The sequence below is a fragment of the Gottfriedia luciferensis genome, from assembly GCF_001712755.1.
Taxonomy (GTDB): domain Bacteria; phylum Bacillota; class Bacilli; order Bacillales; family Bacillaceae_G; genus Gottfriedia; species Gottfriedia luciferensis_B.
In genome coordinates this window covers 121,021-143,386 of the sequence record NZ_MDKC01000034.1, presented here as the reverse complement: position 1 = coordinate 143,386, position 22,366 = coordinate 121,021, and the positions used below count along the sequence as shown (strand labels likewise).

Annotated in this window: 19 protein-coding genes; 18 read left to right on the top strand and 1 reads right to left on the bottom strand. The window is 33.7% G+C overall.

Annotated features, from left to right (window positions below):
- The first annotated feature begins 26 nt into the window (after nucleotides 1-26).
- The 3 genes from BED47_RS18675 (at nucleotide 27) to BED47_RS18665 (ending at nucleotide 2,118) form a co-directional block, all read left to right on the top strand.
- A complete protein-coding gene (locus tag BED47_RS18675; RefSeq protein ID WP_069034909.1) occupies nucleotides 27-785 on the top strand; it encodes an SDR family oxidoreductase in 759 nt (252 codons plus the stop codon).
- A 298-nt stretch (nucleotides 786-1,083) separates the two neighbouring features.
- Nucleotides 1,084-1,464 (top strand): hypothetical protein, encoded by a 381-nt coding sequence (locus BED47_RS18670; protein WP_069034908.1) that lies wholly within the window; start codon nucleotides 1,084-1,086, stop codon nucleotides 1,462-1,464.
- A gap of 189 nt (nucleotides 1,465-1,653) precedes the next feature.
- Complete coding sequence (locus tag BED47_RS18665; protein WP_175403523.1) at nucleotides 1,654-2,118, top strand: VanZ family protein; 465 nt, start codon at nucleotides 1,654-1,656, stop codon at nucleotides 2,116-2,118.
- A 130-nt stretch (nucleotides 2,119-2,248) separates the two neighbouring features.
- On the opposite strand, the gene BED47_RS18660 is transcribed toward BED47_RS18665, so the two are convergent.
- Nucleotides 2,249-3,685 (bottom strand): alanine/glycine:cation symporter family protein, encoded by a 1,437-nt coding sequence (locus tag BED47_RS18660; protein WP_069034906.1) that lies wholly within the window; start codon nucleotides 3,683-3,685, stop codon nucleotides 2,249-2,251.
- 288 nt (nucleotides 3,686-3,973) lie between these two features.
- Here BED47_RS18660 and BED47_RS18655 point away from each other — a divergent pair, with 288 nt between their 5' ends.
- The 15 genes from BED47_RS18655 (at nucleotide 3,974) to cydC (ending at nucleotide 22,166) form a co-directional block, all read left to right on the top strand.
- Nucleotides 3,974-4,564 (top strand): TetR/AcrR family transcriptional regulator, encoded by a 591-nt coding sequence (locus tag BED47_RS18655; protein ID WP_069034905.1) that lies wholly within the window; start codon nucleotides 3,974-3,976, stop codon nucleotides 4,562-4,564.
- 138 nt (nucleotides 4,565-4,702) lie between these two features.
- Nucleotides 4,703-6,883, top strand: coding sequence for a YhgE/Pip domain-containing protein (locus BED47_RS18650; RefSeq protein WP_084006985.1), 2,181 nt, complete (start codon nucleotides 4,703-4,705; stop codon nucleotides 6,881-6,883).
- Nucleotides 6,884-7,184: 301 nt separating this feature from the next.
- Nucleotides 7,185-7,634, top strand: coding sequence for an Lrp/AsnC family transcriptional regulator (locus BED47_RS18645; protein WP_069034904.1), 450 nt, complete (start codon nucleotides 7,185-7,187; stop codon nucleotides 7,632-7,634).
- Nucleotides 7,635-7,832: 198 nt separating this feature from the next.
- Nucleotides 7,833-8,774, top strand: a complete 942-nt coding sequence (nikB, locus tag BED47_RS18640) for a nickel ABC transporter permease (protein ID WP_069034903.1) — start codon at nucleotides 7,833-7,835, stop codon at nucleotides 8,772-8,774.
- Between the two features lie 23 nt (nucleotides 8,775-8,797).
- A complete protein-coding gene (locus BED47_RS18635; protein ID WP_254664623.1) occupies nucleotides 8,798-9,703 on the top strand; it encodes an ABC transporter permease in 906 nt (301 codons plus the stop codon).
- A 12-nt stretch (nucleotides 9,704-9,715) separates the two neighbouring features.
- Nucleotides 9,716-11,236 (top strand): glutathione ABC transporter substrate-binding protein, encoded by a 1,521-nt coding sequence (locus BED47_RS18630; RefSeq protein WP_069034902.1) that lies wholly within the window; start codon nucleotides 9,716-9,718, stop codon nucleotides 11,234-11,236.
- A gap of 8 nt (nucleotides 11,237-11,244) precedes the next feature.
- Nucleotides 11,245-12,222, top strand: coding sequence for an ABC transporter ATP-binding protein (locus tag BED47_RS18625; RefSeq protein ID WP_069034901.1), 978 nt, complete (start codon nucleotides 11,245-11,247; stop codon nucleotides 12,220-12,222).
- Nucleotides 12,219-13,202, top strand: coding sequence for an ABC transporter ATP-binding protein (locus BED47_RS18620; RefSeq protein WP_069034900.1), 984 nt, complete (start codon nucleotides 12,219-12,221; stop codon nucleotides 13,200-13,202). Before BED47_RS18625 ends, BED47_RS18620 begins: the two co-directional genes overlap by 4 nt.
- A gap of 14 nt (nucleotides 13,203-13,216) precedes the next feature.
- On the top strand, nucleotides 13,217-14,827 hold the full coding sequence (gene ggt, locus BED47_RS18615; RefSeq protein ID WP_069034899.1) for a gamma-glutamyltransferase: 1,611 nt from the start codon (nucleotides 13,217-13,219) through the stop codon (nucleotides 14,825-14,827).
- A gap of 15 nt (nucleotides 14,828-14,842) precedes the next feature.
- Complete coding sequence (locus BED47_RS18610; RefSeq protein WP_069034998.1) at nucleotides 14,843-15,406, top strand: chromate transporter; 564 nt, start codon at nucleotides 14,843-14,845, stop codon at nucleotides 15,404-15,406.
- Nucleotides 15,403-15,933, top strand: a complete 531-nt coding sequence (locus tag BED47_RS18605) for a chromate transporter (RefSeq protein WP_069034898.1) — start codon at nucleotides 15,403-15,405, stop codon at nucleotides 15,931-15,933. The genes BED47_RS18610 and BED47_RS18605 overlap by 4 nt, the downstream gene beginning before the upstream one ends.
- 374 nt (nucleotides 15,934-16,307) lie before the next feature.
- Complete coding sequence (locus BED47_RS18600; protein ID WP_069034897.1) at nucleotides 16,308-17,705, top strand: cytochrome ubiquinol oxidase subunit I; 1,398 nt, start codon at nucleotides 16,308-16,310, stop codon at nucleotides 17,703-17,705.
- The gene (gene cydB / locus BED47_RS18595) at nucleotides 17,702-18,715 is read left to right on the top strand and encodes a cytochrome d ubiquinol oxidase subunit II (protein ID WP_069034896.1); all 1,014 of its coding nucleotides are present in this window, start codon (nucleotides 17,702-17,704) and stop codon (nucleotides 18,713-18,715) included. The genes BED47_RS18600 and cydB overlap by 4 nt, the downstream gene beginning before the upstream one ends.
- A complete protein-coding gene (gene cydD, locus BED47_RS18590; RefSeq protein WP_069034895.1) occupies nucleotides 18,715-20,418 on the top strand; it encodes a thiol reductant ABC exporter subunit CydD in 1,704 nt (567 codons plus the stop codon). Before cydB ends, cydD begins: the two co-directional genes overlap by 1 nt.
- A 14-nt stretch (nucleotides 20,419-20,432) precedes the next feature.
- Entirely contained in the window at nucleotides 20,433-22,166 is a 1,734-nt protein-coding gene (cydC, locus tag BED47_RS18585) for a thiol reductant ABC exporter subunit CydC (RefSeq protein ID WP_254664628.1), read from the top strand.
- The last annotated feature ends 200 nt before the right edge of the window (nucleotides 22,167-22,366 follow it).

Below are 22,366 nucleotides of genomic sequence, written 5' to 3'. Positions count from 1 at the left end.
TCATAATTTATTGGAGGAATATTTTCATGAGACTTCAAAACAAAGTAGCAGTAGTAACTGGAGCTGGTTCGGGAATGTGGAAAGCCATTGCTGCACTTTATGCTAAGGAAGGTGCAAAAGTGGTTGTATCTGATATTAATGTAGATGCTGCAAATAGTACCGTTGAAGAAATAAAATCAAACGGCGGGGAAGCTATAGCTGTTATGGCAAATGTTGCGCACGAAAATGATATTCAAAACTTAATCGATACTGCCGTAGATACTTTTGACACAGTAGATATTCTAGTTAATAATGCAGGAATTATGGATAATTTTGAACCTGCTGGTGATATTGAAGATGATAAGTGGGAAAGAGTTTTTGCGGTAAACACAACAAGTGTGATGCGCTCAACTCGCAAAGTCTTACCAATCTTTTTAGAGAAACAACATGGAGTGATTATCAATGTGGCTTCAGCAGGTGGCCTACAAGGAGCTAGAGCAGGAGCTGCTTACACAGCTTCTAAACATGCCGTTGTTGGTTTTACTAAGAATACTGGATTCATGTACGCAACGAATGGAATCCGTTGCAACGCGATTGCCCCAGGTGGAGTCGAAACAAATATTGGTTCTTCCATGACAAATATCAATCATTTTGGTATGGGACGTATTCAAGCAGGTTTAGGAGTTAATCCACGTGTAGGTAAACCTGAAGAGATTGCAGATATAGCTTTATTCCTTGCTTCAGATGAATCTAGCTTTGTTAATGGTACTGTGATTACGGGTGATGCTGGTTGGACTGCTTATTAAGATTAAGAATTTTATAAAAATAGGAAAGACCGTCTGATATTTTGGACGGTCTTTTGATTTTTTGAAATAATTTATAGGGTTTTATTAGGGAGATATTTGATAGTGGAGGGGATTACTTCTTTATTGTGACTGAATTATGAAAAATATGGAATGTACATAAATTTTTCGGATTATTTTGAGTTAATGTCCTACTTTAGATGTTACATTAAAAATATATTAATATTTTATTAATTTCGATTTTAAATTGAAACTAATACTAAATTAATATAACAAAAAATATGAACAAGGAGTGTTGTGTATGAAAAAGAAAATTATTTGTTTAATCTGTTTGGCTCTTCCAATTTTCGCAAAATCTGTAGAATCAGCATCAGCGACTCAGAAGTATGATGGGAAACTAACAGGTTATTTAGAATCCAAAAATGCATTCAGTACTTCAAAAGGGTGGTTACATGTAAAACACAATCAATATAGCGCAAAGGGGAAATCAATAAAAATAACACCATTAAAGAAAAATATAATAGGAATATACTCACCTGTATTTAGTGCTTCACAAACAATTAAAGGAGATACTTCATTAACAAATCAAAAAGTAGTTAGTAATGGTCAGTATAAACTTTCATTTGAAGTTATTAAAGGAGCGGATAAATCGTATGTAGGTGTTAGAGGTGAATTTTGGTAAAGGAACTTAGCTTTTATGAAAAAAATTCTATATAATCTATCTACACTATTACTATCCACATTATTCGTATTATATGTAATGAGAGCATTTCTAGGAGAATTTATTTCAAGACTTATTCCATATGCAAACGTAATATTTGGATATAGCTTATTTGTGTGTCTAGTATTAATTTTTAATACGATGGTAAATATGATTTTATATTATGCGAAAAACAAAAAAATCTATATTAGTAAATTTGGTTTTGGAGTATTTTCACTTTCTTATATAGTTTTGTTAGTTTCAGTTCTTTTTTCAAGAAACTCATTAGGGAATAATTATACAAGCAATTATGTACCTTTTAAAACGATATTTGGATATATATTCGGCAAAGCTGACTTTATTTACATCTTCTCGAATATCGTGGGGAATATTATAATTTTTATCCCTCTAGGATGTATAGTTTATTATTATTTTTATAGAAAGATAAAAGTTTCTATTTGTATTTTTATTTTAATTTTATTTGTAATACTTATAGAATACCTACAAAAAAAGTATATTGTAGGAAGTTTTGATATTGATGATATACTATTAAATTCACTTGGGGTTTATTTAGGGATAAAAATTTTAGTAGGAGCAGGGGACAAAAAATCTAAAAATTATTTTGAAAAATGGTAGAAAGCTTAATAAAAGTTATTGTTTATGAATTAACTCCACTTTGTTGGTGGCTTTTTTTTGAACTTAAATAAAAAAATTATAAAAATAACCCCTCATCTTTAAAAGATGAAGGGTATTCGGTCAAAATATATTATCCAACGTCAACGTCTTTCTTAACGTCCTTCTCATCAACCCAGGCCTCTAACTGATCACGACCCGGTAAGTTATCGATTTTATCAGCAGAGAAAACTGGATCCAAACCTTGTTTCTTTTGTGAAACATAATCTTTTAATAAAGCCTTTACAATTTTTGCTAAACGCGTAATAGCGTAAAGATTAACTAGTACCATTAATCCCATGAAGATATCTGCTAAAGACCAAATTAATTCAGCGCTATATAATGCACCGAATAAAACCATTCCAATCACTGAAAAACGGTATACATAAATTGATGTTTTCGAATGCTTCATGAAGCTAATATTTGATTCACCGTAGTAATAGTTACCCATAATTGTACTTAATGCAAATAAGAATACTGAGATTGCAACGAATGTTGCAGCGAAGTCTCCAATACTTACACGTAAAGATTCCTGTGTTAAAGGAATACCAGATAGCTTAGATGTTTTATAAACGCCTGAAACTAATACGATCATTGCTGTAGACGAACAGATGATAAATGTATCAACAATTACACCTAATGCTTGAATAAAACCTTGTTTTACTGGGTGAGTTACGTCAGCCGTTGCAGCCGCGTTTGGAGCAGAACCCATACCAGCTTCGTTAGAGAATAATCCACGACGAATTCCGTGAAGTACTGCAGCACCCATTACACCGCCAAACATTTGTTTAAACGTAAAAATACCATCAGAGAAAATTGCACCAAAAACATTTGGTAAAATATCGAAATTTGAAATCATAACCCATAAAGCTAAAATAATATAAACCCCAGCTTTAATTGGTACTAAAACAGTTGAGAATTTTGCAACTCGATGTACGCCACCAAAAATAATTAGTGCTGTAATAACAGCTAGTACAATCGCAGTTGTTTTTGTATTTACACCAAATTCATTATTGATAGAAGCAGCAATCGTGTTTGCTTGTACTGCGTTAAAAATAAGACCAAAAGATAAAGTTATTAAAATACTAAAAATAACTCCAAGCTTTCGATTACCTAAAGCTTTTTCCATATAATAAGCAGGTCCGCCACGCCATGAAGAACCATCTCTCACTTTATATAGCTGAGCTAATGTACTTTCTACAAATGCTGAAGCTGAACCAATTAAAGCCATTAACCACATCCAAAAAACTGCACCAGGTCCACCTAATGCTACTGCTGTTGCAACACCGGCAATATTCCCCGTACCTATACGAGCAGCCATTCCGATCATAAATGCTTGTAATGATGAAACAGTTTTTTTGCTTTTGTCTCTGTTTCGACCATCAACAAATAATAATCGAATCATTTCAGGAAAGAATTTAAACTGAATAAATCCTAAATAAACCGTTAAAAATAGGCCGATTGCTACTAATAAAATAACAATTAATTTAGCCCATAGATAGTCGTTGAGTACTGAAACCAATTCCGTCATGAATCCAACTCCTTTGTAAGAATATTCGCGAAATTATTCGATAATTTCGACTACAAAGTGTAATGATAAATTATTCTGTTAACAAAGGCAACAATTTTTTAGTTTTTGTTGATTAAAAAAAGTTAATATTAAAAAAAGATTAAAAAAGTAAGTGTTCACTTACTTTTTGTTGACGAAATCCATTTCGGTTAATATACTAGAAAAGTAAATAAACACTTACTTTTTTGTATTATGCTAAAACGAAGTAATTGGTTTCCTTTTTAAAAACGGTTTTTAAGGAGGTAAGTAGTGAATAAGGGAGAAAGAACAAAACATCATATCTTAGAGAAGTCTATCCAACTTTTTGCGAAAAATGGTTATGATGGTACGACAATTAATCAAATTGCAAAGGAAAGTAAAATTTCCGAAGCGACGATTTATAAGTATTTTAAAAGCAAACTGGATGTATTGATTACTTGTGTGAAGCCTGATATACAAGACGTATGGATGGAAGAAGATTTTAGTAAACTCTCGATTGAAGAATTGCTTAGATTATATGTTGAGAAAAGGATTAAATGGGTGGAAATGAATCGAAATCAAATTGAGATCTTGATCAGTGAAACTTTACGACATCCGGAGTTATCAGAAATTTTCTTTCAACAGATTTATCGTAAAACACCAATTGAAGAAGAAATAGAGTCAAGAATGCTTGCAAAAGAAACGAATTTTCATTTAGAAATTCCGATACTAAGTTTAAGTATGATTACGACAATTATAGCGATTCTAAATCTACAAAAAAGTGTTCTAGATAAAGATCCAATGCATATTACAGATGACGCTATAAATAAAATGGTGCAATTAATTTTATTTGGATTAATAGGAAATAAAAATCCCGAATAAACATGAAAATGAGTTTAATGGGAGGATGGTTTAGTATGACCTTTTATTTTTTTATAAAAGGGAGTATTAAACTATTTAAATGTAATAAATTGACCAAAATACATATTTGGTCAATTGGTCTAAAAGGGGAGTGAGAATGTGTTTAAACAAGAATGGAAAAATATTTTAAAGAAGCCAATGACAATTGCAACAATCATTGCAATTGGTCTTGTACCAATGCTGTATTCATTAATTTTCTTATCAGCTTATTGGAATCCTTATAATAAAACAGAAAAGCTATCGGTGGCAGTTGTTAACAATGACAAGGGTACTGAGTTTAATGATAAAAAGCTTAATGTAGGGAAAGATTTTGTAGATGGTTTGAAAGATAATAACTCATTCAAATGGAAAGTTACTAGTAAAAAACAAGCAATGGAAGGATTAAATGATGAAAAATATTATTTAGTCATCGAATTGCCTTCTGATTTCTCTAAAAATGCCGCTACGTTATTAGACGAAAAACCGAAGAAAATGAAATTAAATTATTACACGAATGCGGGTAAAAACTATGTAGGCGCGCAAATTGGTACAAATGCAATGAAAGAAGTAAATGCTTCTATCTCAAAGGAAATTACAGAACAATATGCTAAAACAGTTTTTGATAATTTCAAAGATATTGGAGATGGCATGACAAAAGCATCTGATGGTGCTGGTAAAATCAATGATGGTGCAGCAAAAATAACAGATGGAACTGATGTTTTAAATAAAAATTTAAAAAAATTAAATGACAGCATGATCACATTTGAGAATGGAAGTACAAAACTGAAAAGTGGAGCGACACAATTATCAGATGGTATTAAACAATCCAAAGATGGTGCTAATAAATTAAATACTGGTTTAAATGCTCTTCTAGAAGGAACTGGTACATTAAAAGCTGGTTCAAGTGATTTAAATAATGGACTTTCGCAACTAGCTGAAGGTGGTAATAAAATCGAAGCTGGGTCTTCTAAGCTAGAAGCTGGAAGTAACCAATTAAATGCTGGACTAAAACAATCTTATGCTGGTGCAACCAAATTGCAAAAAAATGAAGCAGGATTTAATGAGAATCTTGGCGCTACTAATGATGCTCTTAAATCAATTGTTAATGGATTGCAGGATGGTTCTTTAAGTAAAGAAGATTTACAGAAATTAAAAGCAATCTCAAATAGCTTAGATCAACTTTCAAAAGGAAGTAATCAAATTAAAACTGGTGTTGATCAAATTGCAGCAGCACAAGGTCAATTATATGAAGGTTCGAATAATCTAGTTGCTGGACAAAAAGAATTAAATACAAATTTAAGTTTATTTAATAGTAAATTGCAAGAAGCATCTAATGGAGCAAATCAATTAGCTCAAGGAAGTAATGATTTATACAATGGTACAAAGGAATTAAGTGAAGGAAGTTCGTTACTTTCATTTGGCCTAGGTAAATTAAATACAGGTGGGGACCAATTAGTCCAAGGGATCAATCAATTAAATGATGGTTCTAAACAACTATCTGATGGAACGAATAAGTTATATGATGGTTCTGGAGACTTATTAAAAGGAGCAACAGATTTAACAAAAGGAACAACTGAACTTCATAAATCCCTGAAAGATGGTGGAGATGAAGTAAATAAAGTTAAAACAAGTGATGAAACTGATAAATTCTTTGCAGAACCAACAGAGCTAGTTTCTCATAAATTGAATAATGTAAAAGAATATGGTGTAGGATTAACACCTTATATATTATCTATTGGACTATTTGCTGGTGGGTTAATGTTCACTTCAGTTTATCCAATGAGAAAGAATTCTATTGCTCCGACTACTGGTTTAGCTTGGTTCTTTAGTAAATATAGTGTTTTAATCTTCGTGGGAATCATGCAATCAATCGTAGCAGATCTGGTTTTAATTTACGGTATGGGGCTTGACGTGAAAAACGTGTGGTTATTCGTAGTGTTTACAATTATCACTAGCTTGACTTTCTATTCATTAATACAATTCTTAACTGTTACATTAGGAAATATAGGGCAATATTTAGTATTTGTTATGATGTTATTACAAATTGGTGGAACTTCAGGTACTTTCCCAATTTCATTAACACCAACATTTTTCCAAACGATTCATCCATATTTACCTATGACTTATGCGATAAAAGGATTCAGAGAATTAATCTCTAGTTCTGTTAGCAAAGGGTTTGTATGGGATCAAGTCTACTATTTATGTGGATTTGCAGCGTTATTCATTATCCTAACAAATGTAACTTTTGCAGTTCGTGTTAAATTATCAAAGAAAAAACAATTAAGTGAAATTGAGGTTTAAAGCGATAAAATAATAAAAAGGATTGAAGTCTAATAAAAAAAGATTTCAATCCTTTTTTACTATTAGTGAAATAAAAATCCAGTATCTTTAGGTCAATCTTTTATTGTAAAATTAGTAATGGAATATGGGAATAATGAAGGGAAATGTATAGAATCCCTTTACATTGTAAGGGAATTATCGTTAAAATTTTAACGTGGTTAATCTGATATTCGTACATCATGAGCGCTTAATACTTTCTATTTTACTATAAAATATAAAAAAATAAGGAAGCGTTTTCATTTAATAGAAAAGTGGTGAATAAATGAAACTAACTGACATCGATAAAAAAATTCTAGAGATGCTCACAAAAAATGGTCGAATGTCATACGCCGATATTGGAAAAGAACTTAATTTATCAAGAGTTTCGATCCGTGAACGTGTGAACCAATTAATAAAAAACGGGGTTATTGAGAGATTCTCAGTAGTTATTAATTCAGAAAAAATAGGTAAAGGTGTATCTGCATTCTTTGAAGTAGATTGTGAACCAGCTTATTTAGTAGTCGTAGCCGAAGCACTTGCAGATAATCCTGTTGTAGCGAGTTGTTATCAAATGACAGGTCCAAGCACTTTACATATGCATGTATTAGTTGATGACTTTGTCAGCTTAGAACAATTTATAAATAATGAATTATATGCTTTAGAAGGAATAACAAGGGTAGAAAGTCATATTTTATTACGAAGATTTAAGAGTAGAAATGGCTTAAAATTATAGTTGTCATGGCGAGGGATTGGTAATCCCTCGTCTTTTTTTACTATTTTTTGTAAAAATTCATAAAATTATAGAATATTCTGTCTACCGGGGGTATAATCGGAAATAATTAAAATTTACATTGTTAGGTTATACGGTGATTAAGGTTAACAAACGTATGTAATTTTAGTTAATATACTTACAAGTGGAGTAGGTGGAAAGATGGCGTCACTCATATTAAGAAGGTTGTTTCAATTGTTTTTATTATTGCTAGGTATCTCCTTTTTAGTCTTTGCTTCTATGCATTTAGCACCTGGTGACCCAGCTGCAATCATTGGCGGACCTACAGCAACAAAAGCTGATTTAAATGCCATCCGAGAAAGTTTGGGACTGAACGACTCGTTTTTTGTCCAATATTGGCATTATTTATCAGGCGTATTACATGGGGATTTAGGATATTCCTTTCAAACGAAACAGTCGGTTGCAGAGGCAATTTCAATCCGTTTTCCTAATACTTTAAGTTTAGCAATCGCGAGCATGGTAGTAGCAGTAATAATCGGGGTAATAACTGGAATTGTCTCTGCACTTAAGCAAAACTCGTGGATGGATGTATCAAGTACAATAATAGCCCTTGCAGGTATTTCAGTACCTAATTTTTGGCTAGGTGCCATCCTTATTCTTATTTTCGGAGTTAATCTACAAATTCTTCCCGTTGGAGGACTCGATTCACCAATTTGGACGGTAGAAGGATTTAAGCAAATCATTTTACCTTCCATTGCACTTGGAACTGCCTCGGCTGCAATGATTGCAAGAATGAGTCGTTCATCTATGTTAGAGGTAATTCGAGCTGATTACATACGAACTGCAAGAGCGAAAGGTGTAAAAGAAAAATCAATTGTTTGGATTCATGCTTTAAAAAACTCGATGATTCCAGTCATAACTGTTATTGGTTTAAACTTCGGATTTCTTCTTGGAGGAACAATCATTACAGAACAAGTATTTGCGATTAACGGTGTCGGCAGACTTATGATCGATGCAATTGCAGCTAGAGATTTTCCAATGGTTCAAGGGGCAGTATTACTTGTAGCATCTTTGTTTGTAATCGTGAATTTACTTGTTGATATTTTATATGTATTTATCGATCCGAGAATTAGCTACGATTAATCGGCTAGAAGGGAGGAAGGATTTTGTCTACAGAAGTTGTCATTAATAATATAAGTGCAAAGCAAGCTAGTACAAAAAAGAAAGAAAAATTTATTATCCAAACGTTTAAACGTTTAATCAAAAATAGATTAGCTGTTTTTGGATTAATCATTATTATTTTACAAATTTTAATGGCATTATTTGCACCACTAATTACGATCCACGATCCGATTAAACAAAATTTAGCATCAACAGAACTGCCATTATTCTCAAGTGGACATTGGTTAGGTACAGATAATTATGGTCGAGATATGTGGAGCCGAATTGTATTCGGATCAAGAGTATCACTCGTTGTTGGATTCAGTGCAGTGATTCTTGGTTTAATTGGTGGTATTACAATAGGCATGCTAGCTGGCTATTTTTCAAAACTAGATGGCTTGCTTATGAGAATAGTAGATTTATTATTTGCTTTTCCTGGAATTTTACTAGCCATGCTAATTATCGCAATTCTTGGGACAAGTCTAGTAAATGTAGCAGTTGCGATTAGTATTTGGTCCATTCCTTCATGTGCAAGAATTGTTCGTGGTTCGGTTTTATCTATTAAGAAGCAAGAATACATACAAGCAATGAAGACTTTAGGTGCAAGTAATTTAAGAATTATGGTGAAGCATATTTTACCAAACTGTATGGCACCAATCATAGTTTTTGCCACAATGAGAATGGCTACTGCTATTTTATCAACGGCATCATTAAGTTATTTAGGTCTTGGTGCACAACCACCAACAGCCGAATGGGGATCAATGATCTCCGGGGGGCAAGATTATATGTTTTCTTCCCCACATATGACAATCGTACCAGGGATCGCAATTATGCTGATCGTTTTCTCTTTTAATGTCGTAGGTGATGGATTAAGAGATGCTTTAGATCCAAATATGAATATTAATGACTGAGGAGATGGGTAAATGAAAAAATGGATGGTTATCATAATTAGTGCAATTCTACTTCTTGCTGGATGTTCTAGTAAAACAACTGGATCAAATAGCGCTAATGTTTCGCAAGAACTTACATATGCTTCAACATCAGATGTAGTAGGTTTGTCACCAATCTTAACAAATGATTCTGTATCAGCTAATGTCATCATGCAAGTTTATGAAACTTTATTTAAAAGAAATCCAAAAACAATGGAAATCGAACCTTTATTAGCAGAATCTTATACGAATCCAGATGATAAAACTTGGGAAATTACATTAAAAAAAGGGGTTAAGTTTCAAGACGGAACAGATTTTAACGCAGAAGCAGTAAAATACACATTTGATAAATTCCGTGATCCAAAAACTGCTGCTCCTCGTGCTTCATTATTAGAACCAATTCAATCAGTTAATGTAATTGATGATTATAAAGTAGAAATTAAAACGAAATATCCATATGGACCACTATTAGCTGCACTTGCTCATACTGCTGCTTCAATCGTAAGCCCTGAGGCAGATAAAAATAGTGATTTAATGAAAACACCTGTAGGAACTGGGCCATTTAAGTTTGTTAGCTGGACACCTGGTGACCAAATCGTTCTTGAGGCAAACAAAGATTATTGGAATGGTGCACCTAAATTGAAAAAGGTTACTTTTAAAGTAGTACCTGAAGTTTCCACAGCAATTTCAATGCTACAAACAGGAAAAGTACAATTTATTGATGCTCTTCCATCTGAACAAATTAAGCGTCTAGAATCAATTAAAAATGTAAAAGTGACAAAAGCAGAAGGAACACCTGTTTATTATTTAGGATTTAACATGAAAAAAGCACCAATGAATAATTTAGCATTCCGTCAAGCAGTAGCTTATGGATTAGATCGTAAAGCATATATTAATCAGCTAAATGGATTAGGTGTAGAAGGTAATAGTGTAATTGGACCAAAAGTTTTCGGATATGATCAATCTGAAGAAAAAGTGGGCTATTCTTATGATTTAGAAAAAGCTAAAAAGCTGATTAAAGATAATGGATTTGAAGGAAAAGAAGTAAAGATGCTAGTACCAAATCGAGATATGTATATGAAAATGGCTGAAATTGCTCAATCTCAAATGACGGAAATTGGTCTGAAAGTTAAGCTTGAAACGATGGAATGGGGAACTTTCTTAGATGCAGCAACGAAAGGTCAATACGATGTAACGTTCTTAGGATGGGCAAATAGTACAGCGGATGGTAGTGAATTATTATATCCAAACTTCCACTCAGACAACGTTGGATCATCAAACCGAATTTCATATAGTAATAAGCAATTTGATCAGTTAGTTAATGAATCTCGTCAAACGATTGACCAAAATGCACGAAAAGAAAAATTAAAAGAAGCAAATGAATTATTAGTAAAAGATGCTCCTGTAATCGTTATGAATCAAGGTGTAGTAACATCTGCCGTTGATCAATCGGTGAAAGGTATTGAAATTGATCCTACTGGCCAATGGTCATTATACAACGTACACAGAGAGTAGGTAATAGTATGTCAACAGAGCTTCTATCTGTAAATAATTTAGTAACAACGTTTCGAACAGCTGATGGAGAAATCCCGGCTGTTCGAAACATATCCTTTTCAGTTAATAAAAGTGAAACCTTATGTATAGTTGGCGAATCAGGTTGCGGAAAAAGTATTACTTCATTATCTATTATGGGATTATTGCCAAGTAATGGATCAATAAAAAGCGGTTCAATTCAATTAGAAGGAACTGATTTAACTAAGTTAACAACTGATGAATTAAGAAAAATAAGAGGCAATAAAATATCGATGATTTTTCAAGAGCCGATGACTGCATTAAACCCGGTAATCACAATTGGTTATCAGCTACGCGAGCCACTTATGATCCACCAAAAGCTTTCTAAACAAGAAGCAAATCAAAAGGGAATTGAACTCTTAAAGCAAGTCGGGATTCCATATCCTGAAAAAAGAATGACTCAATATCCCCATGAGTTAAGTGGTGGGATGAGGCAAAGGGTTATGATTGCTATTTCATTAGCTTGTACACCTGGACTCTTAATTGCAGATGAGCCAACGACTGCACTTGATGTTACGATTCAATCTCAAATATTAGATTTAATCCATGAGCTACAAGAACAACTCGGAATGGGTGTCATCATGGTTACACATGATATGGGAGTCGTAGCTGAAATTGCTGATAAAGTGATGGTTATGTATGCAGGAGAAAAGATAGAAGAAGGTCCAGTTGAAGAGATTTTTAATCATCCAAGTCATCCATATACTAGGGGATTATTAAGCTCTGTACCAAATGTAGATGATCCCGATTTTGAATTAGAAGCAATCCCAGGTTCGACACCGAGCCTAAATGAACAAATAACTGGCTGCCGTTTTCATCCACGTTGTGAACATGCATTAGCACGTTGCAAAGTTGAAGTCCCTAAAGAATTTAAAATAAAGGATGGACACACAGTTAAATGTTGGCTTAGTGAGGAGGATGCGATATGACTCTAACAAAAAGTAAATCTTTATTAGAGCTACGAAATGTTAAAAAATATTATCCGATTCGTGGAGGCTTATTAAAAAAAGTTCAAGGTCACGTCAAAGCAGTTGAAGAAGTAAGTTTAACATTATTAGAAGGTGAAAGTTTAGGTGTTGTAGGTGAATCAGGTTGCGGTAAATCTACATTGGGAAAAACGATTTTAGGACTTGAAGAAATTACTGACGGAAAAGTATTTTTTAAAGATACAGAAATCCAACATTTATCCAATAAGAGTCGAAATGATTTTAAGAAAGAAATGCAAATGATTTTCCAGGATCCATATGCTTCATTAAATCCAAGACAGAGAATTGGAGATGCCTTGGAAGAGGTATTTGTCATCCATACGAATCTATCAAAACAAGAACGAAAAGAGAAAGTAATCGGTTTACTTCGTGAGGTAGGTTTAAATGAAGATCATTATGATCGATATCCTCATGAATTTAGTGGTGGACAGCGTCAACGAATAGGAATTGCACGAGCGATTGCGCTTAACCCATCGTTAATTATTTGTGACGAGGCAGTTTCAGCACTTGATGTGTCTGTACAAGCACAAGTATTAAAACTATTAAAATCATTACAAGCAAAATATAATCTAACTTATTTATTTATCTCGCATGATTTAGGAGTTGTACGATATTTCTGTGATCGAGTTTTAGTAATGTACTTAGGAAATACAGTTGAGCTTGCTCCTGCTGACAAGCTATATAATAACCCACTACATCCTTATACAAAGGCGTTACTATCTGCGATTCCACGTCCAAAGGTAGGAAAAAGATCTGAGAAAATTCGTTTGACAGGAGAAATTCCAAATCCAGCAAACCCACCTTCAGGTTGTACATTCCGTACTCGTTGTCCACTAGCAACAGAGCTTTGTGGGCAAGTAAAACCAGAGTGGAAGGAAATTGAAGAAAATCATTTTGTTGCATGTCACCATGTAGATGCTTAAAGGAGAAGATACAGATGCAGTTTGATCATTTAAATAACCCATATTCAGCACAACGCCATACGACATTTGGAAAAAATGGAATGGTAGCTACTTCACAACCTTTAGCGGCGCAAGCGGGGTTAGATATTTTAAAAAAAGGTGGTAACGCAATCGATGCTGCAATCGCCACAGCTGCTGCTTTAACGGTAGTTGAACCAACTTCAAATGGTATTGGTGGAGACGCCTTTGCACTAGTTTGGGTAAATGGGGAACTACATGGGTTAAACGGTAGTGGTCCTGCTCCAAAATCAATTTCGATTGAAAAGCTAAAAGAACAAGGACTTGAAAAGATGCCAACTCATGGGGTTATTCCAGTTACAGTGCCTGGAGTACCTGCTGCATGGGCTGCATTATCAAAACGTTTTGGTAAATTACCATTAGAAGAGGTTTTACAACCGGCTATTACGCTTGCAGAAGAAGGCTTCCCACTTTCGCCGATTTTAGGGAAGTTTTGGAATATAGCATACGAAAAGTTTAAAAAGCAATTTACTTCACCTGAATTTGATGAGTGGTTCAAAACATTCGCTCCAAATGATCGTGCACCAGAGATTGGCGAACTGTGGTCATCAAAAGCACATGCAGAAACATTACGTGAAATCGGTGCAACCAATGCTGAGAGTTTTTATCGCGGTAACTTGGCAGAAAAAATCGTTTCCTTTATGAAAGAACATAACGGATACCTTAGTTCAGAGGACTTAAGTGAATATAAAGTAGAATGGGTGAACCCAATCTCGACAAATTATCGTGGATACGATGTTTGGGAAATTCCGCCGAATGGGCAAGGTTTGGTAGCTTTAATGACATTAAACATTGCAAAAGGTTTTAACTTTTCTACAAAAGATGATGTCGATACATATCATAAGCAAATAGAGGCTATGAAACTAGCTTTTACTGATGGAAAATCGTTTATTACAGATTCTGAGCATATGGACATTAATATAGATGAGCTATTATCAGAAGAATATGCAGGGTCACGACGAGAATTAATTTGTGAAAAAGCAATAGAGCCAGAAAACTATACTCCTCCAAAAGGTGGCACAGTTTATTTAGCGACTGCTGATGGCGAGGGGAATATGGTTTCCTTTATTCAAAGTAACTATATGGGATTTGGTTCAGGGATCGTAATTCCTGATACAGGAATTGCTCTTCAAAATAGAGGTCATGATTTTACTTTAAATCCGGAGCATTCTAATGCACTTAAGCCTGGTAAAAGAACATATCACACAATAATTCCAGGATTTTTAACAAAAGATGGTGAAGCGGTAGGACCATTTGGCGTAATGGGAGGATATATGCAGCCACAAGGTCATGCACAGGTTGTGATGAATACTGTGGATTTCCACTTAAATCCTCAAAGTACATTAGATGCACCTAGATGGCAGTGGATGGAAGGAAAAAAAGTGGTCGTAGAACCGCATTTTCCAAATCACCTTGCCCAGGCACTCGCAAGAAAAGGCCATCAAATTCAAGTGGCTACAGATTGTAGTAGTTTCGGAAGGGGTCAAATTATTTGGCGCAATCCTAAGACTGGGGTGCTAATGGGGGGAACAGAATCTAGAACAGATGGCGCAATTGCAGTTTGGTAAAGGAATGATTCAATGATAAATCAATGGAAACTTTTTTTAGCTTTTTTTAGAGTAGGAATGCTAGGTTACGGAGGAGGTCCTTCTTCTATACCACTAATCCACACTGAGGTTGTCGACAAGTATAAATGGCTAAATAAAGATGACTTTTCAGATGTACTAGCAATCGCAAATGCTCTTCCAGGACCAATCGCAACAAAGCTTGCAGGATATGTAGGTTGGAGAACAGGTGGCGTAGTAGGTATGTTAAATGCCATCATCGCAACAACTCTACCGACTGTTTTCCTACTTATGCTACTATTATCAACACTAAATCACTTTAAAGGTGTTGCCTGGGTACAAGGCATGTCGAATGCAGTTGTTCCAGTAGTGGGAGTAATGTTAGCAACTTTAACATGGGAATTTATTGAGAAATCGAAAGAATCTCTTGGCTGGAAAATCACTAGTTTGATCGTGGTTGCTAGTTTTATCCTTTTATACTTTTTAAATGTACATCCTGCTATCTTAATTGGATGTTTAGTTGGATATGCCTTTTTCTCTAAAAGCAAAAATGAAAAGAAGAAGAAGGTGAAGGCATCATGATTTATTGGAAAATATTTTTAGCATTTTTCTTACCAGGTATATTCGGATACGGAGGAGGACCAGCTTCGATCCCTCTTATTGAAAATGAAGTTGTTGATAAGTATGGATGGTTAACTTCAGTTGAATTTAGTAACGTACTTGCACTGGGCAATGCCCTCCCAGGACCGATTGCTACAAAGATGGCTGGATATATCGGATATGTTGAGGGAGGCGTATTTGGCTCCTTTGTCGGATTATTCGCATCAATCGCACCCTCTCTAATCTTGATGATTGCTTTATTAAGTATATTAATGAAGCATAAAAATTCACCAAAAGTCAAAAAGATGACTTCACTAGTTAGGCCTTTAATCGCCGTTTTACTTGGCATTATGGCCTTTGACTTTTTTAACGATTCATATAATGGGGTAGGTGTAACACAAACAATTATTATTAGCGTACTTTCCCTGTTATTTTTAGAACGTTGGAAAATTCACCCTGCATATGTAATTGGAGGGGCACTTGTTTATGGTGCAGTATTTTTATCTTAATTAATGAACTGCCTTTTTGTTTAACCAGAACATTATTGAAAAAATGCCAATATGGTGTTGTTTTCAATAATGTTTTTTTCGTTTAATCACCTCAAAGCTAAGGAATAAAAAAGTGACGATTATTTTATCATAAAAAATTAACTTAAACAGTAATTGTGAATCATGTCACAAAATAGACAATTTATAGACACGATTTAGACAAATAAGATTAAGTCAAAAACCCCTTTGGAAAAGTAAACTATAAGTAACAGGAGTACCATTGAGTGGTTCTCTAAAATTTACTTAATGAATTATTTGTGAAAAAATGTTCAAAGTTTTGCTCGGACTTAATGAAAATTTTTTTGAAATGATTTTTATCCTAAGGGGGATGTACTGTGAGTGTATTAGAGCTTGCAAGAATACAATTTGGTTCGACTACAATTTTCCATTTTTTATTTGTGCCACTTTCAATAGGTTTAGTATTTATGGTTGCAATTATGGAAACATTGTATGTTTTTCGAAATAACGAGGCTTATAAAAAGTTAACAAAATTCTTTGGGCACTTATTTTTAATTAATTTTGCGGTTGGTGTTGTGACAGGTATTATCCAGGAGTTTCAGTTCGGTATGAACTGGTCTGAATATTCCCGTTTTGTAGGGGATGTATTTGGAGCACCACTTGCAATTGAAGCACTTTTAGCATTTTTTATGGAGTCTACATTTTTAGGAATTTGGATATTTGGTTGGGAAAAACTTAATAAAAAAATTCATTTAATGTGCATTTGGTTAGTTGCTTTCGGAACTGTAATGTCTGCGTTTTGGATTTTAGCAGCCAATTCTTTCATGCAGGAGCCAGTAGGCTTTGCGATTAAAAATGGTCGTGCAGAAATGACCGACTTCTTAGCAATCATAACAAATCCACAGCTTAAAGTTGAGTTTCCTCACACAATTGCTGGGGCATTAGCAACTGGAGCATTATTTGTTGCTGGTGTAAGTGCGTATAAAATCTTAAAAAAACAGGAAACGGAATTATTTAAAAAAGCGTTTAATCTTGCAATGGTGTTCGCACTAATTGCAGGAATTGGTGTTGCATTTAGTGGACATTCTCAAGCGAAGCATTTAATGAAAACACAGCCGATGAAAATGGCTGCAAGTGAAGGTCTATGGAAAGACAGCGGTGACCCTGCAAGTTGGATGGTCTTTGGTCTAATTGATTCAAAAAAGAAAGAAAATAAATACGAGGTAGAAGTACCATATTTATTAAGTTATCTAGCTTATGAGAAGTTTGAAGGTAAAGTACCTGGTATGAATACGTTACAAAAGCAATACGAGAAATTATATGGTCCTGGAAATTATATTCCACCAGTTAATACAACCTTCTGGAGCTTTAGAATTATGGCAGGAGCAGGAATGGTTATGATTTTAATGTCGATGCTAGGTTTATATTTTAGCTATCGTAAAAAATTAGAATCAAAAAATCTATTTTTAAAGGCATCAATTTTATTAATTTCTTTACCGTTCATTGCAAATACAGCTGGATGGGTTATGACGGAAATAGGACGCCAACCATGGACTGTATTTGGTTTAATGACTACTGCTGCATCTGTATCACCAAATGTTTCAAAAGGATCACTAATTTTTTCAATCACAACTTTTACAACAATGTATGCAATTTTAGCAGCTGTTTTAGTTTACTTGTTTGTGAAAGAAATTAAAAAAGGAACACACCATGATGTTGAAACTGAAAAAGTTCCTACGGTCGATCCGTTTGAAAGGGAGGCTACCATTGTATGATTGAGTTAAATGAATTATGGTTTTTACTTGTAGCAGTTTTATTTATTGGGTTTTTCTTCTTAGAAGGCTTCGATTTTGGTGTAGGTATATCTACAAAGCTACTAGCCAAAAATGATACTGAAAGAAGAATTTTAATAAATACAATTGGACCGTTTTGGGACGCAAATGAAGTATGGTTATTAACGGCAGGTGGAGCAATATTTGCAGCATTCCCAAATTGGTATGCAACGATGTTTAGTGGATACTATATTCCGTTTGTATTTGTACTAATGGCATTAATCGGACGTGGTGTTGCATTTGAATTTAGAGGAAAAGTTGAAAGTTCCAAATGGGCAAAAGCTTGGGATTGGGTAATTTTCTTCGGTAGTTTATTACCACCATTTTTATTCGGAGTCTTATTCTCAAGTATCCTTAGAGGAATGCCAATCGATAAAAATATGAATATCTCTGCTGGTTTTACAGATTATGTAAATTTATTCACAGTAGTAGGCGGTGTAACGGTAACATTACTATGCCTGTTACACGGATTAATGTTTTTAACTTTAAAAACGGTTGGAGAATTAAGAAACCGTGCACGTTCTCTAGCACGTATGGTGATCATACCAGTATTCCTTTTCTTAGTTGCATTTACTGGCATGGCATTTTTTGAAACGGATATGTTTAAAGTAAAAGCACAAATAACAGTTCCGCTAATTTTATTAATCGTAGTAAGTTATATTCTTGCTACAATATTCATTTTTAAGAAAAGAGATGGCTGGTCATTTACGATGACAGGACTTGGGATTGTACTAACAGTCGGGACAATGTTTACATCTCTGTTCCCAAGAGTCATGATTAGTTCTATCAAAAGTACGTATGATTTAACTGTTTATAATGCTTCATCTGGTCCTTATTCGTTAAAAGTAATGACAATAGTTGCATGTACATTATTACCATTCGTATTAGGTTACCAAATTTGGAGTTATTATGTGTTTAGAAAAAGAGTGGATGAGAAGGATTTGACTTATTAATGGGAAAAGATCTTATTAAATATAAAGGGATAAATCGTTTATTAATGATCCTATCTTTTTTAACAATTATACAAGTAACGGCAATTATTATTCAGGCATATATGCTTTCACAAGCTATTGTCAGATTGTTCAATGGAAAAAATAGTAGCGATATTTTATACGCTACTATTTTCTTCATCCTTGCATTTATCTGTCGTTATATTATTTCGACTATAAAGCAGAAATGTTCAGAGCATTTTGCAGATATTGCTTCATCCGAAATGAAAATGAAAGTTTTAGAAAAGCTTTTTAAACTTGGACCTAGATTTGCAAGGAAATCAGGTACAGGTAATATTGTAACGCTTATTATGGAAGGAACTACACAACTAAGAAATTACCTAGAAATTGTTCCAATGAAAATGATTAACTTAGCAATTGTCTCACCAGTAATCGTAATCTATATTTTCTTTGTTGATAAGGTTTCTGCACTAATACTAATCGTAACATTTCCAATCATTATTATTTTTATGATTTTACTCGGTTTGGCAGCTAAAAAGAAATCAAATAAACAATGGAAGGCTTACCGTATATTATCGAACCATTTTACTGATTCATTACGTGGTCTGGAAACATTAAAATTTTTAGGATTAAGTAGAAAACATATTAAAAAGATAGAAAGTGTAAGTGAAAGATACAGAGAAGCAACGATGGGCACATTAAAAGTAGCTTTTTTATCATCCTTTGCACTAGATTTATTCACAATGCTATCAATCGCTACAGTTGCAGTTTTTTTAGGACTTCGTTTGATTGACGGAGTAATTTTATTAGGCCCAGCTCTAACAATTTTAATTTTAGCTCCTGAATATTTCTTACCTGTTCGAGAGGTTGGAGCAGATTATCATGCTACATTAAATGGTCAAGAAGCTGGTAAAGCAATGCAGGATATTTTAGATGAGCAAGAATTTAAGGTTCAAGAAATTGCCCCGATCTCAGATTGGAATCATGCTAGCGAAATTAAGTTTAATGATATATCAGTAAAACCCGAAAAAGATGGTCAAACGATCTTAAAGAATATAGATATGAGTATTAAAGGGTTTCATAAAATCGGGATTGTTGGAGAAAGTGGTTCTGGTAAGTCGACGCTTATTGATTTAATAGGTGGATTTTTAGAGCCAGCAAACGGGACTATCCATATTTCTGGTGAAGAGGTTTCACATCTGCAAATACAAGATTGGCATAAACAGTTAATCTATATTCCACAAAGTCCTTATATTTTCTCAAAATCATTAAATGATAATATAAGCTTCTATAAACCTAATGCTACTACAGAAGAAATTGAAAATGCAGCTGTTCAAGCTGGATTAACATCTTTAATAGAAGAATTACCAAAAGGATTAGAAGAAAAAATAGGTGAAGGTGGAAGAGCGTTAAGCGGGGGGCAAAGTCAACGCGTCGCGCTCGCTAGAGCTTATCTAGAAAATCGTCCGATCCTTTTGTTAGACGAACCTACTAGTCATCTTGATATTGAAACTGAGTTTGAATTAAAACAAACAATGCTGCAGTTATTCTCTGGTAAATTAGTGTTTTTGGCTACACATCGCTTACATTGGATGAAAGAAATGGATCAAATTATTGTGATGAATGAAGGTAGCATCATTGAAGTAGGTACCCATGAAGAACTATTAATGAAAAAGGGTCATTATTATCGATTAATTCATAGTTAGAAGGTTAATATATGTTGAATAAAAATGGATGGATTTTACCATATATAAAAGAAAATCGTCGTTTATTTATAGGTGTGATTTTCTTAAGTGCACTGACTATATTTGCAGCGGCATCTCTTATGTACACTTCCGGCTATTTAATCTCTAAAGCAGCAACTAGACCTGAAAATATTTTAATGATATATGTACCAATCGTTGCTGTACGTACTTTTGGTATTTTAAGGTCGGCTTCTAAGTATGTTGAAAGATTAGTCGGACACAATACAATTTTGAAAATCTTATCTAGAATGAGAACAAGATTATTTAGTAATCTGGAACCATATGCACTTACAATCAATTCGAAGTTTAAAACAGGAGATATTTTAGGTCTTTTAGCAAATGACATTGAATATTTACAGGATATTTATTTAAAAACTATTTTCCCTGGAATTGCTTCATTGTTTATCTATTTTATATCCGTAGTAGCACTTGGATTCTTCTCTATTCCATTTGCAATATTAGCAGCAGTCATTGCCTTTGTTTTAGTAGGTGTCCTACCGTATTTTTCATTATTAGTTGAAAAAGCACGAACTTACCAAATAAAAAAGGAAAAGAGTCATTTATATGAAAATTTAACTGATGCAGTTATGGGTATTAGTGATTGGCTTTTTAGTGGTAAACAAAGTAGCTTTATTAATAATTATAGAGAAATGGATGCATCGTTAAGAAACATCCAAAACAAGGAAAAAGGATTTAGAAGACGACGCGATTTAATAGCTCAATGTATTGTAGCAATTTTAGTTTTAATGATGCTTTATTGGGCGGGGAATGAAAGTTTAGCTGGAGAAATTCCAAGAACTTTTATAGCCGCATTTGTTTTAGTTTTATTTCCTTTAACAGAAGCTTTTATTCCACTATCAAATTCTCTTGGAAGTGTTCCTTTATATGCTGATTCTATTAGTCGTTTAGAAGAGATTAAAGAAGCGAATCGTGATCAGAATTTAACTAGTATAGAAGGTAATATCGATGATTATCGAAAAATCGATTTTAAGGATGTATCTTTTCATTACTCGGAAAACGAAACGATCTTAAATAATGTTTCTTTTACAATTGAGGAAAACAAAAAAACAGCTTTATTAGGTCCGAGTGGTTCAGGAAAATCGACTATTCTAAAGCTAATTGAAGGAGTTGAAACTCCTACAGATGGAAGTGTTAAAATAAATGAGATTGAAAGTATTGCTTTTGGAGATAATATTTCGAAAGTTGTATCAGTACTTAATCAAAAGCCTTATTTATTTGATACTTCAGTTATTAATAATATTCGTTTAGGAAATCTGACAGCAAGTGATGAAGAGGTAATAGAAGTTACGAAGATGGTTGAACTGCATGATTATATAGCATCACTTCCAGAAGGCTATGATACACCTATGCATGAAACCGGTGTAAGATTCTCAGGTGGAGAACGTCAAAGAATTGCCTTGGCCAGAATACTTCTTCAAAATACACCAATTGTTATTTTGGATGAACCAACTGTCGGTTTAGATTCAATAACAGAACGAAAACTACTTCATACGATCTTTAAAGTATTAGAAGGAAAGACAGTATTATGGATCACACACCATTTAATCGGTGCAGAAATGGCTGATCAAATTCTCTTCTTAGACAAAGGCAACATCGCTATGAAAGGCTCACATGGAGAACTTTTCAAAACTGAGAAACGATATCGCAACCTTTTTGAGCTAGATCGACCATTTAGAGTAATTGAATAGATGTTAATCTGGAGACTCTGGCAAAATTGCCAGAGTTTTTTTACATATTAAAAACAATTTGACGGTAAATGATTTACATGATATATTTATCTCGAATTCGAGATATATTGAATTCAAAATAAATTTTAATAAATTTTTTCAGTATTCTTCATCAATAGATTCACAAAATAAAAAAGCTTATATAAATAAATTATCTGGAG